Origin of the sequence: Metapseudomonas cellulosilytica (assembly GCF_049334135.1) — a bacterium.
Lineage (GTDB): Bacteria > Pseudomonadota > Gammaproteobacteria > Pseudomonadales > Pseudomonadaceae > Metapseudomonas.
In genome coordinates this window covers 251,151-265,852 of sequence record NZ_JBHZGN010000008.1, presented here as the reverse complement: position 1 = coordinate 265,852, position 14,702 = coordinate 251,151, and the positions used below count along the sequence as shown (strand labels likewise).

At 64.2% G+C, this 14,702-nt stretch carries 13 protein-coding genes; 8 read left to right on the top strand and 5 right to left on the bottom strand.

Annotated elements, in window-relative coordinates:
* Window positions 1-51: 51 nt before the first annotated feature.
* From ACFW0H_RS13085 to ACFW0H_RS13075, 3 genes are all read right to left on the bottom strand, one after another.
* Window positions 52-903, bottom strand: coding sequence for a transporter substrate-binding domain-containing protein (locus ACFW0H_RS13085; protein WP_422914326.1), 852 nt, complete (start codon window positions 901-903; stop codon window positions 52-54).
* Between the two features lie 131 nt (window positions 904-1,034).
* Entirely contained in the window at window positions 1,035-2,153 is a 1,119-nt protein-coding gene (locus tag ACFW0H_RS13080) for an FAD-binding oxidoreductase (RefSeq protein ID WP_422914325.1), read from the bottom strand.
* A complete protein-coding gene (locus ACFW0H_RS13075) occupies window positions 2,146-3,210 on the bottom strand; it encodes an aromatic ring-hydroxylating dioxygenase subunit alpha (protein ID WP_422914324.1) in 1,065 nt (354 codons plus the stop codon). The genes ACFW0H_RS13080 and ACFW0H_RS13075 overlap by 8 nt, the downstream gene beginning before the upstream one ends.
* Before the next feature lie 153 nt (window positions 3,211-3,363).
* Here ACFW0H_RS13075 and ACFW0H_RS13070 point away from each other — a divergent pair, with 153 nt between their 5' ends.
* On the top strand, window positions 3,364-4,323 hold the full coding sequence (locus ACFW0H_RS13070) for a LysR substrate-binding domain-containing protein (RefSeq protein ID WP_422914323.1): 960 nt from the start codon (window positions 3,364-3,366) through the stop codon (window positions 4,321-4,323).
* 294 nt (window positions 4,324-4,617) lie between these two features.
* Here ACFW0H_RS13070 and ACFW0H_RS13065 read toward each other — a convergent pair whose 3' ends face one another.
* The gene (locus ACFW0H_RS13065) at window positions 4,618-5,406 is read right to left on the bottom strand and encodes a cysteine hydrolase family protein (protein ID WP_422914322.1); all 789 of its coding nucleotides are present in this window, start codon (window positions 5,404-5,406) and stop codon (window positions 4,618-4,620) included.
* Window positions 5,407-5,592: 186 nt separating this feature from the next.
* On the opposite strand from ACFW0H_RS13065, the gene ACFW0H_RS13060 reads away from it, so the two are divergent.
* Window positions 5,593-6,570 (top strand): GlxA family transcriptional regulator, encoded by a 978-nt coding sequence (locus tag ACFW0H_RS13060; protein WP_422914321.1) that lies wholly within the window; start codon window positions 5,593-5,595, stop codon window positions 6,568-6,570.
* Window positions 6,571-6,740: 170 nt separating this feature from the next.
* On the opposite strand, the gene ACFW0H_RS13055 is transcribed toward ACFW0H_RS13060, so the two are convergent.
* A complete protein-coding gene (locus tag ACFW0H_RS13055; protein ID WP_422914320.1) occupies window positions 6,741-8,171 on the bottom strand; it encodes an APC family permease in 1,431 nt (476 codons plus the stop codon).
* 374 nt (window positions 8,172-8,545) lie between these two features.
* Between ACFW0H_RS13055 and speB the strand changes: the two genes are divergently transcribed.
* From speB to ACFW0H_RS13025, 6 genes are all read left to right on the top strand, one after another.
* Entirely contained in the window at window positions 8,546-9,499 is a 954-nt protein-coding gene (speB, locus tag ACFW0H_RS13050; RefSeq protein WP_422914319.1) for an agmatinase, read from the top strand.
* 93 nt (window positions 9,500-9,592) lie between these two features.
* The gene (locus ACFW0H_RS13045) at window positions 9,593-10,423 is read left to right on the top strand and encodes a polysaccharide deacetylase family protein (protein WP_422914318.1); all 831 of its coding nucleotides are present in this window, start codon (window positions 9,593-9,595) and stop codon (window positions 10,421-10,423) included.
* 11 nt (window positions 10,424-10,434) lie between these two features.
* Entirely contained in the window at window positions 10,435-11,358 is a 924-nt protein-coding gene (locus ACFW0H_RS13040; protein ID WP_422914317.1) for an NAD-dependent epimerase/dehydratase family protein, read from the top strand.
* Window positions 11,359-11,372: 14 nt separating this feature from the next.
* Window positions 11,373-12,098: an SDR family NAD(P)-dependent oxidoreductase gene (locus tag ACFW0H_RS13035; protein ID WP_422914316.1), complete on the top strand. Its 726-nt coding sequence runs from the start codon at window positions 11,373-11,375 to the stop codon at window positions 12,096-12,098.
* Window positions 12,099-12,154: 56 nt separating this feature from the next.
* Entirely contained in the window at window positions 12,155-13,048 is an 894-nt protein-coding gene (locus tag ACFW0H_RS13030) for a LysR family transcriptional regulator (protein WP_422914315.1), read from the top strand.
* A 310-nt stretch (window positions 13,049-13,358) separates the two neighbouring features.
* Window positions 13,359-14,702, top strand: coding sequence for a cytochrome C (locus ACFW0H_RS13025; protein WP_422914314.1), 1,344 nt, complete (start codon window positions 13,359-13,361; stop codon window positions 14,700-14,702).

Genomic DNA, 14,702 nt, shown 5'->3' with positions numbered 1-14,702 from the left:
CCCCCCCCCCCCCCCCCCCCCCCCCCCCCCCCCCCCCGGCGGATCACCCGGTCACTGGCTGGGTGGCGTGAAGTCGTGCTTGAACCATTTGCGGCTCAGCTCGCTGATCGTCCCGTCGGCGATCAGCGAGGCGATCGCCGCGTCCAGCCTGGCCTTGAGCTCGGGCTCATCCTTGCGGATGCCGAAGGCTTCGCCTTCACCCCAGATCGGTCCGTTGATCGCCGGGCCGACCAGCACCAGGCCGCTGTCCGAGGCCCGCTGCATTTCCCCGGCGAGGAAACCGAGGTCCTCGAACACCACATCCACGCGGCCATTCTTCAGGTCCATCAGCGGTTCCGGCGGGGTCTTGTATTCGCGGATGGTCGCCACCTCGCCGAACTGCTCATGGATGAACTTGCTGTACACGGTGCCGGAGACGATGCCGATCAGCTTTCCCTTCAGCCGGTTGCGCAGGTCGTCGACGGCCGGGGTGTCCAGTTCGGGCTTTCCGCGCAGGTGCAGGGTGCCGCGGCCGAGGTCGACGCCGCTGGACTGCAGGGCGATGAAGGTGGCGGGCGCCTTGGTGTAGGGGCGGGAGAAATCGATGACCTTGCGGCGCTCCTCGCTGATCGCCAGGGCATCCATCACCACGTCGAACTTGCCGGCGCGCAGGCCCGGGATCAGTCCGTCCCAATCCTGGGCGACGATCTTGCAGCGAACCTGCATGCGCTCGCAGAGCACCTTGGCCATCTCCGGCTCGAAGCCATCGAAGCTGCCGTCCGGCAAGGTGCGGTTCCAGGGTTCGTACACCCCCTCCGTGGCGATCTGGATAGTCTCCAGGTCCTTGGCCTGGGCATTCAGCGAGCAGCTGGCGAACAGCATCAACAACGAGCAGACGGCGAATTCGATTTTCTTGTTTTTCATCTTTGTATTCTCCGATGCGAAACCACAGAGGGTCGTAAGGGGCATGCAAGGCAAGGCGGATCACAGCTCGGGTGTCGGTTCGATAGGCACTCCATCGGTACTCGGTCGATGTTCGGCAGCCGCAGCCGCCATCAGTTGTCCAGCGCCAGCACCACCGGCGAGGTCGGCCGCGCGCAGCACAGCAGCACCCGGCCCGCTTCGGGCTCCACCAGGGGGGCTTCGGCGTACTCGACGCTGCCGCTCAGAAGGGGCGTCAGGCAGGCGTTGCACAATCCGGCGCGGCAGCTGAATGCCGGCTTGAGTCCCGCCTGCTCGGCGCAATCGAGCAGCGACGGGCAGGCCGGGTCCCAGGCGACGGCCTGGCCGGAAGGCTCGAAGCGCACCGTCAGTGCCGTGTCGGCCACGGGAGCCGGACTGGCCGGCGTCGGCGTGGCGGGAATGGCGGGCGTCTCGTCCTCGTCGAGAATCGTCGCCGGGCCGAAGAACTCGTAGCGAATCCGCGCCTTGTCGATGCCCAGGCCGCGCAGCAGGCGCCAGTTCGCCTGCATGAACGGGCGCGGCCCGCACAGGTAGACGTCGTAGTCATCCAGCGGCAGCAACCCCTGCAGGGTGTCCCTGCTGACCAGCCCGCTGCTGTGGTGATGACCGTGCTCCAGGTCCTCCGCTGTCGGCGCGCGATAGCAGAAGTGCACGGCGATTCCGCTGCGCCGGGCCGCCAGCGCCAGCACCTCCTCGCGCAGGGCGTGGACGGCGCCGTTCTCGCAGGCGTGGATGAAATACACCGGGCGCGTCGAACGGGTGGCCAGCCGGTGCAGCATGCTCACCATGGGCGTCAGCCCGACCCCGCCACTGAACAGCAGCACCGGCCGCTCGCTGTCCTCGTCGAGGACGAAGTCTCCCGACGGGCCGGCGATATCCAGCTCTTCGCCGATCTCCACCGCCTCGTGCAGGAAGCTCGAACCGACACCCGCCGGGACATCGGGCAGATGCGCAGGGGGCAACTCGTGCTTCACCGAGATGCGCACCTGCGTCTGGTCGTCCGGGTCGCCGGACAGGCTGTAGGCACGCAGCACCTGTGGGCCTTCGCTGCCGGGAATGCGCAGCACGATGAACTGCCCCGGGCGGAACTTCACGGGCCCGCCATTCACGGCGGGCTTGAGCACGAAGGAGGTGATCGACGCGCTTTCCCGCACCTTCCCTGTCACCTGGAAGCGCGCGAAGCCCTTCGCGACGGGGATTGGCTCAAGCATGGGCCTCGACCTCGCTGGTGCCGCGCATGCCGGCCGCGGCTTCCTGCTCTTCGCGGATCAGCCGCTCCATGCCACGGCGGAAGCGCAGCGGACCGGAGTCGATGGCCAGGTCGATGTTCGGCGTCTGGCGGTTCTTCATGCCCGCATGCACGGCGGCGAGCACCACGCGGTCCTCTTCGAAGGCGCGACGCACGTCGACGGCGAACCGTCGGGACACGGCCTCGTCATCGGCGTCGAAGTTGCGCAGCTGGAACCAGTAGTAACGGGTGCGGTTCTCGTCCACCGGCGTCATGAAGTTGTACGAGTCCATGAGGAACGCCTTCTCGTGGACGGGCGCGTGGTCACCACCGGTGCCGGCCGGGGTGTGCACTCCCTTGATGATCGCGTGGGACGGATAGCGTACCTCGTAGTACTGCAAGCGGTCGCAGCGCCCCTCGAACTTGAGGTACTGGGTGTAGAACGGCGCCACGTCGATGTCGTACAGCCAGCGCGAGACCACCACGCCGTCGTCGCTCACCCGGGTCTGCAGCGGCTCCGACTCGCAGGCCGAGGTGCCGAAGGTACTCTGGTGCACCCAGGCAACATGGGAGGGGTCCAGCAGGTTGTCGGTCATGTACAGGTAGTTGCACTCGACGGTCATCGAGTCTCCACGATTGAGGCCCCAATCCGGGTGATCCCACTCCGGGATATCGACGATCTTCGCCGGATCGGCCAGCAGCGGATCGCCCATCCACAGCCAGACCAGGCCATAGAGCTCCTCCACCGGGTAGCTGCGCACCTTCGCGGCCTGCGGCACCCGCGCCACACAGGTGGCCTTCACGCAGGTGCCCGAGCAATCGAAGGTCAGGCCGTGGTAGCCGCATTCCACCAGGTCACCCTGCAGGCGCCCCATGGACAGCGGCAGCTTGCGGTGGGGGCAGGCGTCTTCCAGGGCGACGACGCTACCGTCGGCCTTGCGATACAGGACGATGGATTCGCCAAGGAGGATGGTCCCATGCAGGGCCTGCTTCACTTCGGTATCCCAGGCGGCGACATACCAGGCGTTTCTCAAGAACATGGCTCGTAGCTCCTCTTGTTGTTATGCGAAGCGAGGCTTCTTGAGGCAGAGCGTAGGAGCCGGGGACTCAAAAGAATAGATGGTCTTTTCTGTTGATTGTTTTAGATTTTCTAAACAAGATAAATCGTCGTCCCTTGGGCTTCAGGAACCGTCATGAGCCACCTTCCCCCCTTGCGTGCACTGGAAGTATTCGAGGCTGTCGGCCTCTGCGGCGGCATTTCCCAGGCGGCGAAACGCCTGGGCATCTCCGCCGGAGCGGTCAGCCAGCAGATGAAGCTCCTCGAAGAGGCGGTTGGCCTCAGCCTGACGGTCAAGGAGGGCCAACGCCTGCGCCTGAACGCCGCGGGCCAGCGCTTCCATGAAGGTTGCAGCCAGGCCTTCGAACGGCTGCGGGCGGCGGCGGCGGAACTGGAGCGCTCGAAGAACGCCAACAACCTCTATGTCAGCGCCCTGCCCTCGCTGCTGTCGAAATGGCTCGCGCCGTTGGTTGCCGAGTGGCAGCGGGAATACCCGGAGCTGAGCGTCTACCTCGACGGCACCCATACCGAGCCCTCCCAGGCCGAGGCCAACGGTGTCGACTTCCGCATCAGCTACGGCGAAGGCATCCACGATGACCAGCACACCCTCGAACTCTTCCGCGACTGCGTGATACCCGCCTGCAGCCCTGCCCTGCTGGCCGCCGCAGTGCCAAGGGAAGACGCCCGCACGTTGCTCGAGTACCCGCTGATCACCATCGACTGGCGGCCCAAGTTCGACTCGCCGCCGTCCTGGGAGGAATGGTTCGCGGCAAACGCTGTCGACGATGCGACGGTCAGCAATAGCCGGATCTACTCGCTGTCGTCGATGGCCATCCAGGCGGCCATCGACGGACAGGGCCTGGTGCTGGCGCAGTACTCGATGATCAGCAAGGACCTGGAAGACGGCCGGCTGGTCATCGCCCACGCCTCGGCCCTGCCAATGCCGGCGGCCTACAACCTGAGCTGGAACCAGAACAACCTCCACAAGGCCCAGTGCCGCGCCTTCCAGCGCTGGCTGATCGCCCGGGGGCGGGATCAGCAATGTGTCACTGACGAGTTGCTGCAATGTCCGCAGGTCCAGCTCCAGCCGGCGTGAATACGACCGGGTGATAAGGGGGCGTGGTCACCTCGGACCCCGTAGGTTGGTGCCGAGCGCAGCGAGGCCCAACAATACGCACATCGCTGGGCTTTGGCCGAACCGGCCATGCATTGCCGCCGCCAGTTCTGGCAGCCAGGGCCCCAGCACTCAAGCCGAGCAGCAGAAAATCTCGCCGATCCGGGCTGGCAGGCCCGAAGTTCTTTCTATCGCTCATGCGTGACTCCGCATCAGTCAGCCAGCACGGGAGCCACCAGGGCTCCCGTGTCTGGTCGGCCGATTGGCCAGCCAAGTTCAGCGGCCTTCCAGCTTGTCCACGACCTCGTCGGTGGTCACCAGGTCGTTGGCGATGTAGCGGAAGTTGACCAGTGCGCTGCCGTATCCGTCGCCGTCGGGAAGTTTCGGGCCGGCGACTGCGTCGCGCACGACGACCACCTCGAACCCGCGCTCCAGGAACTCGCGAAGGTGCGATTCGACGCACAGGTTCGAGGCCATGCCGGCAAGCACGATCTTGTCGATCCGCTGCTTGCGCAGCTGCAGCATCAGGTCGTTGCTTTGCGGGCCATACAACTTGTGCGGCGAGGCGACGATGGTCTTGCCGTCTTCGATGACGGGCTTGAACTCCGGCATGAAATCGGCGCCCGAGTTGCGGAAGCCATCCAGCGTCAGGGCGCCCTTGCGATCGAAGAGGCCAAGCTTGTGCTGAACGGTCTCGGCCGGTGCCTCGTACTCCCACTTGTGATCGTGGGGATAGTAGTAGTGCGGCGAGATGGCCACGGTCGCACCGGCCTTCTTGAAGGCCGTGAAAAGCCGGCCCAGGTTCGGCACCAGATGCTGCTCGGTCACGCTCTCGCCGAAGACCGGCCAGCCTGCGCCCTTCGGGCTCATGAAGTCGATCTGCGGGTCGATCACGACCAGGGCGGTTCGGCTCATGTCCCATTGAAAGGTCGACGCTGGGAGCGCGGGCTTGGCCGGATCGGCGTAGGGGTTCTCGGCGGCGAAGCCGACGCCGGATGCCAGCAGGATGGCGCCCAACAAGGCGGCATGGATCATTTTGCGGGGATGGGTTCTGTTGAAGGTCATTTCGCATGTCCTCGAAGTGGGGGTGGCGTGTGTACGGTACGGCGCGAGGACGGATCGAAAAGGACGTTTATCCCTGGATTTCGGCCGACTCGCGCAGCCACCTCGGGTGGGGCGGGCACAGCCGTTGACCCTGCAAACAGGCGGGGCGTCTAATGGCGCATCAGCCAGGCTCTTGGCATTCAGCTCATGCCGCATCACGTTTGCTTCCTGATCTACCCGGGCTTCGTCTTGCTGGACCTGAGTGGCCCGCTGGAAGCCTTCTCCAACGCCAATCGTGCCCGTCCTTCGGGCTATCGATTCACGGTCGCTTCGCTTGACGGCGGATTGATCAGCACCTCGGACGGACTGCAGGTCGCGACCGAAGCACTGCAGGATGTCGACCGCCTCGACACGCTCATCATCGTCGGCGCGCCAACCGCTCCCGTCGGTGACTGGATGACGCCGATGGCGGCTGCGATCCGGCAGCTGTCCTTGCGTTCGCGCCGCACGGCCAGCGTCTGTACCGGCGCCTTCGTGCTGGCCGAGAGCGGGTTGCTCGACGGTCGTGTCGCGACCACCCATTGGAACTACGCGCCGCAATTGCAGGCGCGCTATCCGTCGCTGCGCGTGGATGGCGATCGAATCTGGACCGAAGACGGGAACGTCTGGACCTCTGCAGGCATGTCGGCGGGCATCGACATGGCCCTGGCCATGATCGAGCAGGACCTGGGCAAGGAGGTGGCGCGCTTCGTTGCACGCATGCTGGTTGTCTACTATCGGCGCCCCGGCGGTCAGTATCAGTTTTCTTCGCTGCTGGACTTCGACCCCGGCTCGGATCGCATCCGCAAGGTGCTGAGCTATGCACGCGACCATCTGCGTGATGACCTGTCCGTTCAGCGCCTGGCAGACGTGGCGCACATGAGCGTGCGCCAGTTTGGCCGCGTGTTCGCGACAGCCATCGGGGTAACGCCGGCGAAAGCGATCGAGCGCCTTCGTATCGAGGCGGCGAGGCCGCTGATCGAGGATGGGCATCAGAGTTTCGAGGAGATCGCCAGGAGCTTCGGATTCGGCGATGCCGACCACATGCTGCGCAGCTTCGTGCGAGTCGTTGGGCGCACACCACAGGAACTGCGTCGCAGCGCCCGCCAGGCCAAAGGCGATGGCGGGTCCGGGCGAAAGGCCTAGCTGTAGGCCGCGCGTGCGCAAGCTCAGGTGCAGCCGGATCAGCCCGGCACCCTACGACAGGCGCCGGGAATGACCGCCCCGTTCCCTCCTCACCGGGGACATGCCCTGTGGGTTGGCGTGCGAAAGAAACGGTCCGTCCCGCCCCTCTCGCACGACGAGAACCCAGGCGATTACGAGGCTTTCAGGGAGCTTCCCGAGAGCCTGCCGGGCCCGAAACAACGACTCAGTATTGCGATCGCGGCACCGCTGATGATTGCGAACGCACCCAGGTACCAGGCCGTGTAGATGTCCTCCGGCGAAACCGGGCTCGCACCGGCCATGTAGCCGATGTAGGCGAGTACCAGGATGGCCATGAGCGCCAAGGCCGAAAGCCCCGCCGCAACCAGCGGTTGCTGTTTTTTCCAGCTCATCACGATGAATGCGGCAAGTGCGGAAACGTAGGACAGCACCAGCGTGATGGTGATGACGTCGTAGTACCAGATGATCTTGCCGACAGGCTTCCACCAGACCAGCACGATCCCCACCGCCGACACCAGCACCAGGGTGATCCAGGGCGCCTTGAAGCGATTGACCACTCGCAGTACGGAAGGCAGGTGCCCTTCTTCGCTCATCCGGTAGAGCGTCCGCGCAGCCGAATTGGAGGAAATCTGCAGTCCGGCACAGGCCGATGTGATGACCACGAACAAGGCAATCCAGGCCATCGCCGGCGGCAAATAGGTCTGGGCGACTACCGCGATGGGGCCGCCATTGCCGTTCTCGACGATCGCGGCAAGCTGCTCGACCGGTACCGCGAACTGCCAGCCAATGGCCGCAAGGCTGTAAATGAGGAAGGCCGAGCTCAGGACGATCAGGAGCGAACGCTGGACGGTTCGCACCGGTACGCGCGCTTCCTCGATGTAATTGATGGCCGAGTCGAAGTTCGCCAGCATCCAGACGCCGAACAGCACGCCCGGGCCGATCGCGGCCAGGCCGCCTGCGCTTTCCAGGGAGTACATGGTCGCGACCGACAGCCCTGTGGTTTGCGGGTTGGCGATTCCCAGCAAGCCCAGACCGGCAACGACGGCGATCTCGAAGATCAGGAAGGTGGCGGCAACCCGCGCCGTTACGCCAACCCCGCGGGATGAGACGACAAGGAAGGTCAGGATCAGCAGCGTGCTGATGACCTTCGCCTGCCATTCGCCCTGCAGCGCCGGAAACAGCGCCTGAATGTACTGCGTGCCGATCACCGCGCACATCGGCGTGACCGCCATGCACGCAATGGCGTAGGTCCAGCCCAGGACGACACCGCAGTTCGGGTGCAGAAAGCGGGAGCAGAAGGTGAAGATACCGCCGGCCGACGGGGCATGCCGTGTGAGGGAAACCATGCACACGGCCAGGACCAGCATCGGAAAGAAAAACGCGATCAGAATCGCCAGCGGTGCCTGTTGGCCGGATATGGAATACAGGATGGACATGGATGAAGCCGCCACCCATGCGGGGGCATTGAAGCCCAGTGCGGAAAAAACGACGTCCTTTGTGCCGAGCTTGCCCTTGTTCAAGCCCGTGTCGAGCTCCCTGATCGTGCCGTGCCGGTCATAACCGATGAGGTCGTGAAATTTCATGTCGTGCGGTCTCGCTGTTGTTTTTAGTCGGGAGGCGCCTCGATGAAAAGTACGGCCCTGTCGTCCAGGCAAAAATCCTGAGCTCCGAAAGTCAGCTTCTTCGGAAGCAAAAGTGAAGACCGCCCCATCGGTGCACTTTCGCTTTGGTGAAAGTCAGGTTGCGCATCGCAGGATTTATTCCCCCAGAGCCTCGCACCATCCTGTCCTGGCCCGTGGAGCTCTCAACAAGTGCCATAAATGCACATGGGAACAGCGAAGGCGCCTTGCTCGGCAGGGCTGCCGCCTTGTGCCGCCGAGAGCTCCGGGTACCGCTAATCGGACTTTCAATACCCGAATGCGCGCTGCCGCCTGACGAGCACGCATGGAGTAATCGTATGCACAATGACTTTCCCCAGCCGCTGGACGCCGCCCTGGTTCCCCGCTTCGCCGGCATCCCGAGCTTCATGCGTCTCCCCATCTTCGAAGACCCGAGCCAGGTGCAACTCGCCCTGGTCGGCGTCCCTTGGGACGGCGGCACGACCAATCGCGCAGGGGCTCGGCACGGGCCGCGCGAAGTGCGCAACATGTCGAGCCTGATGCGCAAGGTTCATCACGTCAGCCGCATCGCACCCTACGACCTGGTGCGAATCGGCGACCTGGGCGACGCGCCGGTCAACCCCATCGACCTGCTCGATTCCCTGAAGCGCATCGAAGGCTTCTTCCGGCAGATCCACGAAGCGGGCACGGTGCCCCTGTCAGTCGGGGGTGATCATCTGGTCACCCTGCCCATCTTCCGGGCCCTGGCGCGCGAGCGCCCCATTGGAATGGTGCATTTCGACGCGCACTCCGATACCAACGATCGCTACTTTGGCGACAACCCCTACACCCATGGCACGCCCTTCCGCCGCGCCATCGAGGAAGGCCTGCTGGACCCGAAGCGCACCGTCCAGATCGGCATACGCGGCTCCATCTACTCGGCTGACGATGAAGCGTTCGCCGAGGAGTGCGGGATTCGCGTCATCCACATGGAGGAGTTCGCCGATATCGGTGTCGCAGCGACCCTTGCCGAGGCGCGCCGGGTCGTGGGTGATGGCCCGACCTACATCACGTTCGATGTCGATGTGCTGGACCCGGCATTCGCGCCAGGCACTGGCACCCCTGAGATCGGCGGCATGACCACGCTCGAGGCCCAGCAAATGATCCGCGGCCTTCGAGGCCTGAATCTGGTCGGCGCCGATGTGGTGGAAGTATCCCCGCCGTTTGACCAGGGCGGCTCCACCGCCCTGGTGGGGGCCACGATGATGTTCGAGCTGATGTGCATCCTCGCCGAGTCCATCGCCAAGCGGTGACCGCCCGCCCCGTCTATCAGCAGCACGCCTGACCGGGATGGCGGATGCCGACCGGCCAGGCACGCGCGCAGCCAATAAAGAGGACGTCCTCCAATGGTCATCTGGCCAAACAACAAACGCTTCGCCGCCACCCTCTCCTTCGACCTCGATGCGGAATCTGCCTGGGAATCCTCCAGCCTGAACGGTCGCCGTCTCTCGTTGCTGTCCATGGGGGCATACGGCCGGAGGGTCGCCGTACCACGCTTGCTCGACCTGCTCGAGCGGTACGACATCCGGGCCCAGTTCTACATCCCTGGCCGTATCGCGCAAATCGATCCGGAGGTCGTGCGCAGCATCGCCAAAGCCGGACACGGGATCGGCTGCCACGGGTTCTTTCACGAGCGCGTGGATGAAATGGACCCGGTTCGGAACCTGCAGATCCTGAAGGACAGCAAGGCCATTCTGGAGCAGACCATCGACCGTGAGGTCTGCCACTACCGGGCCCCGCTCTGGGAAATCACGCCGGATGTGCTCCAGTCGCTGATCGAACTGGGCTTCCATTCCGACAGCAGCCTGATGGGGGATGACCGTCCTTACCTCGTCGGTGGGCCAGAACACAGTCTGCTCGAACTGCCCGTCAGCTGGCTGCTCGATGACTTCGAGCAGTTCGCCTACTCCGCCGAGCCCGCCGTCGGTGGCGTGATCGAAGAGCCGGACAAGGTCTACCGCATGTGGGCGGCCGAGCTCGCCGGCATGCGTGAGTTCGGCAGCCACTTCATGCTCACCATGCACCCTGAAGTGATCGGCAGGCCGTCGCGGCTGATGATGCTGGAGCGCCTGATCCAGCTGATGCGCTCCCACGAAGACCTGTGGTTCTGCACCCCGGAGACCGTCCACGCCCACTGGCGTGCCGGGAACATCGAGCTGCCCATGCACCCTTACTGAGGATTCTGTAGATGAACTATCTGGTAACCGGCTCCAATGGTTTCCTCGGCCAGGAAGTGGTCCGTCAGTTGCTGGCAGCGGGTCATGCCGTACTGGGATTCGATCGAAGCCTCAGCAGCGCGATCGCCGACGAAGGCTACAACTATCTGCAGGGAGACCTCGCTGACCTGGCAACGCTGCTCCAGGCCTGCCAGGCATTCAAGCCAGCCGCGATCATCCACACCGCGGCGATCTCCCACCCCGTCGACTCCCGCCGGATTCCGCTGCAGACCGTGCTCACCAATGCACTGGGCACCACCCATGTCTTCGAATGCGCGCGCCTGAGCGGGATCGGCCGGATCGTCAACCTCAGCTCGGAATGCGCCTATGGGCACAATCAGGACCTCGGCGTGATCGATGAGTCCGCCGCCCTGGAGCCGACCACACCCTATGGATGCACCAAGGTCTTCACCGAGAAGCTCGGCAAGGTGTACGGCGAGTTGTACGGGATCGAGGTGATCTCGCTGCGTCCCGGCTGGATCTATGGACCTGGGCAGTTCATGCAGTGCTACCTGAAGTCTCTGCTGCGCCACGCCATCGATGGCGTTGCCCTCTACGAAGCCGAGGGCGGTGATTACCTCCTGCAGTACGTACACGTCAGCGATGTCGCGCAAGCCTGCATTCTCGCCGCACAAGTACCGGCCGCGCGCCTCAAGCAACGCGTGTTCAACGTGACCGCCGGCGAGCAGGAGAGCTATCGAGACGTTGCTCGGCGGGTGCTCGACCTGTTCCCCCAGGCCCGGTTCGAAATCGGCCCGGGCACGATCCCCGTTCTCGATGCCAACGCACGTTTCGATATCACCGCAGCGATCGAACAGCTGGGTTACCAGCCCGGATACAGCCTGAGCGAAGGCCTCGCCAGCTACGCCGACTGGCTCGTCGAACATCCTTTCTGACTGGGGAATCACTTATGAAAACCTATCTTGTAACCGGTGCTGCAAATGGCATCGGCAGGGCCGTCTCACTCCGCTTGGGGGAACCCGGTGACACCGCGATCCTGAATGACCTGGCCGACAGCGCGGACCTGCAGGCGGTCGTCGACGAGCTGCGTGGTCGTGGAGTCCAGGTACGCGTGGCGTTGGGCGACGTCTGCGACCCTGGCACGGCCGCCCACGCGTTCGAAGGCGTGGGCCGCCTGGATGTCCTGGTCAACAACGCCGGTATCCTCTTCGAAGCGCCGATCACCGAGCTGAGCCTGGAGCAGTGGGACCGAATGATTCGCGTCCACCTGCATGGCGCCTTCCTGTTCGCCAAGGGAGCCGCGGTCCTGATGAAGCGTCAGCGCAGCGGTGCGATCATCAATATCGCGTCGGATCTCGGCCAGCTTGGCTGTGCCGATCTTTGCCACTACTCGGCAGCGAAGGGGGGCATCATTGCCTTCAGCAAGTCGCTGGCAAGGGAGTTGGCACCCTGGCAGGTGCGGGTGAATTCCGTCGCCCCTGGCGGCACCCTGACCCCCATGGTCGAGCGATTGGGTGAGGACTACATTCGCGCAGAGGCCGCGCGCTATCCTTTGCAGCGATTGGGCTCTGCCGATGAAATTGCCAACGTCGTGGCGTTCCTGGCCTCGGACCAGGCCAGCTTCATGACGGGTCAGATCCTCGGCGTGAACGGCGGCGGTGCGATGGTTGGCTGATCCTGTCACCCTGGCGCGACCTGGCGCGGGCCAAACCACAACGATGAGCAGAAATTATGCTGGGCAATCTGACTGACATTGACCTGCGGATGTTGCGGATCTTCTGCTCCATCGTCGAAGCGGGCGGCTTTACCGCCGCCCAGGTCCGCTTGAACACCAGCCTGCCACGCCTGAGCGTTCTGGTGCGCGACCTGGAAATTCGCCTCGGCTACTCCCTCTGCACCCGCGGCAAGGCCGGGTTCCAGCTGACGGAGGAAGGCCAGGCCACCTACGCGGCCGCCCAGGAACTGTTCACCGACATCAATCGTTTCCGCCAGCGAACGACAGCCCTGCACGGCGGCCTGCCTGACTTTCTGCAAATAGGCACGGTCGACAGCCTCATCACCTGCCAGGAGGCGCCGCTTCCAAGGGCGATAGCGCGGTACAGGAAGGATCACCCCAATACGCGCCTCGAGCTGCACATCATGCGCCCTGACGAACTGGAGCAGGCCGTCCTGGAGGGACGCCTGCAGCTCGCCATCGGGGCGTTTCATCATCGACTCTCCGGCTTGTATTACCAGCCGATGTTCGAGGAAGAACAGAACCTGTATTGCAGCGCTGACCACCCGCTCTTCAACCGGGACGATGCGACGCTCGGCGTCGAGGAAATCTGTGCGGCGGACTACGTGGATCGCGGCTACATGGCAGAGAACCGACGCCCTCACGACCTGCGGTTCAGCCGATCGGTAAAGGCCTTCTCCATGGAGGCGATCGCAACATTGGTATTGTCTGGCACCTACATCGGCTACCTGCCCACGCACTACGCCGCCGCCTGGGTCGCCGCCGGCAAACTGCGCGCGCTGCAACCGGAGCGCTTGTCCTATCGCTCCGAATTCCATTGCGCGACCCGCCAGGGGCAAGAGGCGAAACCCGCACTGACGAAGTTCTTGAAGTGCCTGTTCAGTTGCTGACGTATCGATGAGCCTGCGACGCATCCTCGGCGGTGGCATCTCTGCTTCTCGAGCCTGGCATGGCCAATCACACCATCTCCCCGATCCGGTGTTCCCTGCCCCGGAAATCCGCGAAGAGCCCAATACAGGCCAACTGCAATTCGGGAACGGACCCTGGCCGATTGCGGCTCGACCACTAGTCGGAATCCCCGGCCGGAGTTCCGGGGGCAGGACTAGTCTGAATTCTGGCGCCAGGGATCTGCGCTGAAGTACAAGGCCCAGGAAGGGCTGCCCCATGTCTCCTGGCGCTCTATCTGCTGAGGAGACAACAATGAAAATCCACCCGCGTCGCCTGGCGTACTGGAGCGGTACCGTCGCCGGAGTTCTTGCGTTGCCTGTCGTTGCCGCCACTCCCCCGCTGTCCCCGCAAATTCCCTTTGATGTCACAGTGGTCCCGCCGGTCAGCCTGCAAAGCCTGCAGCACGATTTCGATGTGCTGTCCTGGCAGACCTTCGTCGCCGTCAACTGGCCGGCCCTGGCCAACGGTCAAGCAGACACCGGGGCGCAGATCGGCAAGCCGGATGCGGCGACGGTGTGGGAGTCGTGGAAGGAGAGCTACCAGATCTTCCTGCCCAACGGGCAGAAACCAGCGGGTTGGAACCAGCCCAGCCCGCCGCCGGCCGCCTGCCAGGGCTTGAAGAGTGGGCGCGTGCTGCAACAGATGGGCAAGGTGCCGGATGTGCTGGACGAGACGATCCAGCCGTTCAAGACCGGCCCGCTGGTCGACCAGAGCGGCCGGTACACCCGCAATGAAATCGTGCTGAACCAGTCGATGTTCGACGGCATCGTCGACAACGGCCTGTACAGCATCGAGGGCCAGCAGGCCTTCTTCACCAACGTCAAGAACCAGGTTGCCTTCAGTTGCGGTTCGAACCAGGCGAAGCAGGTCGGTTCGATCATGATCAAGGCCTCCTGGAAGCTGCTGGACGGCGACGACCAGCCGCAGGATTTCCATACCGTGGATGCCCTGGTCTACACGCCGGGCAACAGCGACCCGGACAAGGGGCCGATCATTCCCGAGTCCTGTACCTCGGCCAAGGTCGGGCTAATCGGGCTGCACATCGTGCACAAGACCGCCGACGCGCCGCAGTGGGTCTGGTCGACCTTCGAGCATGTGCGCAATGTGCCGGAGAAGACGACGCCGGTGAATGAGCGCAAGGGGCCTTACCTGTTCTACGACCCCCATGCCGATAACCGCCCGGTCAACGAGCCGCCGCCACGGCCGTGGAACCCCGCGGTCAAGAGCACGCCGTCGCAGATCGTGCGGGAGATTCCCATCGACGCCGCCACGCAGCAGCTCAACGCGCAGTTCCAGTCCGCGCTGGCCGGCACCGTGTGGGCCAACTACCAACTGGTGAGCACCCAGTGGCCGACCGACCCGGCGGACAACTGCCAGAGCCCGTCGCCGACCAATCCCTTGGGTACTCCGGCGCCCAACTTCCTCGCCAACACCACCCTGGAAACCTACATCCAGGGCACCACCCCGCAAGCCTCGTCGAGCTGCATGGAGTGTCACAACAACGCCACCACCAAGGTGACGCAATCGCCCCGCACCAGCTTCGCGGACTTCACCTACCTGCTTGAACGCGCGCAGTCCACCAGCGTCAAGGAGTGA

Excerpts from the sequence above, each read along its gene's own strand:
- ACFW0H_RS13070 (WP_422914323.1), top strand. The coding sequence starts at position 3,364 with ATGAGCCACCTTCCCCCCTTGCGTGCACTGGAAGTATTCGAGGCTGTC.
- ACFW0H_RS13055 (WP_422914320.1), bottom strand. The coding sequence starts at position 8,171 with ATGAAATTTCACGACCTCATCGGTTATGACCGGCACGGCACGATCAGG.
- ACFW0H_RS13080 (WP_422914325.1), bottom strand. The coding sequence starts at position 2,153 with ATGCTTGAGCCAATCCCCGTCGCGAAGGGCTTCGCGCGCTTCCAGGTG.
- ACFW0H_RS13085 (WP_422914326.1), bottom strand. The coding sequence starts at position 903 with ATGAAAAACAAGAAAATCGAATTCGCCGTCTGCTCGTTGTTGATGCTG.
- ACFW0H_RS13035 (WP_422914316.1), top strand. The coding sequence starts at position 11,373 with ATGAAAACCTATCTTGTAACCGGTGCTGCAAATGGCATCGGCAGGGCC.
- ACFW0H_RS13060 (WP_422914321.1), top strand. The coding sequence starts at position 5,593 with ATGCCGCATCACGTTTGCTTCCTGATCTACCCGGGCTTCGTCTTGCTG.
- ACFW0H_RS13025 (WP_422914314.1), top strand. The coding sequence starts at position 13,359 with ATGAAAATCCACCCGCGTCGCCTGGCGTACTGGAGCGGTACCGTCGCC.
- ACFW0H_RS13040 (WP_422914317.1), top strand. The coding sequence starts at position 10,435 with ATGAACTATCTGGTAACCGGCTCCAATGGTTTCCTCGGCCAGGAAGTG.
- ACFW0H_RS13045 (WP_422914318.1), top strand. The coding sequence starts at position 9,593 with ATGGTCATCTGGCCAAACAACAAACGCTTCGCCGCCACCCTCTCCTTC.
- ACFW0H_RS13030 (WP_422914315.1), top strand. The coding sequence starts at position 12,155 with ATGCTGGGCAATCTGACTGACATTGACCTGCGGATGTTGCGGATCTTC.
- speB (WP_422914319.1), top strand. The coding sequence starts at position 8,546 with ATGCACAATGACTTTCCCCAGCCGCTGGACGCCGCCCTGGTTCCCCGC.
- ACFW0H_RS13075 (WP_422914324.1), bottom strand. The coding sequence starts at position 3,210 with ATGTTCTTGAGAAACGCCTGGTATGTCGCCGCCTGGGATACCGAAGTG.
- ACFW0H_RS13065 (WP_422914322.1), bottom strand. The coding sequence starts at position 5,406 with ATGACCTTCAACAGAACCCATCCCCGCAAAATGATCCATGCCGCCTTG.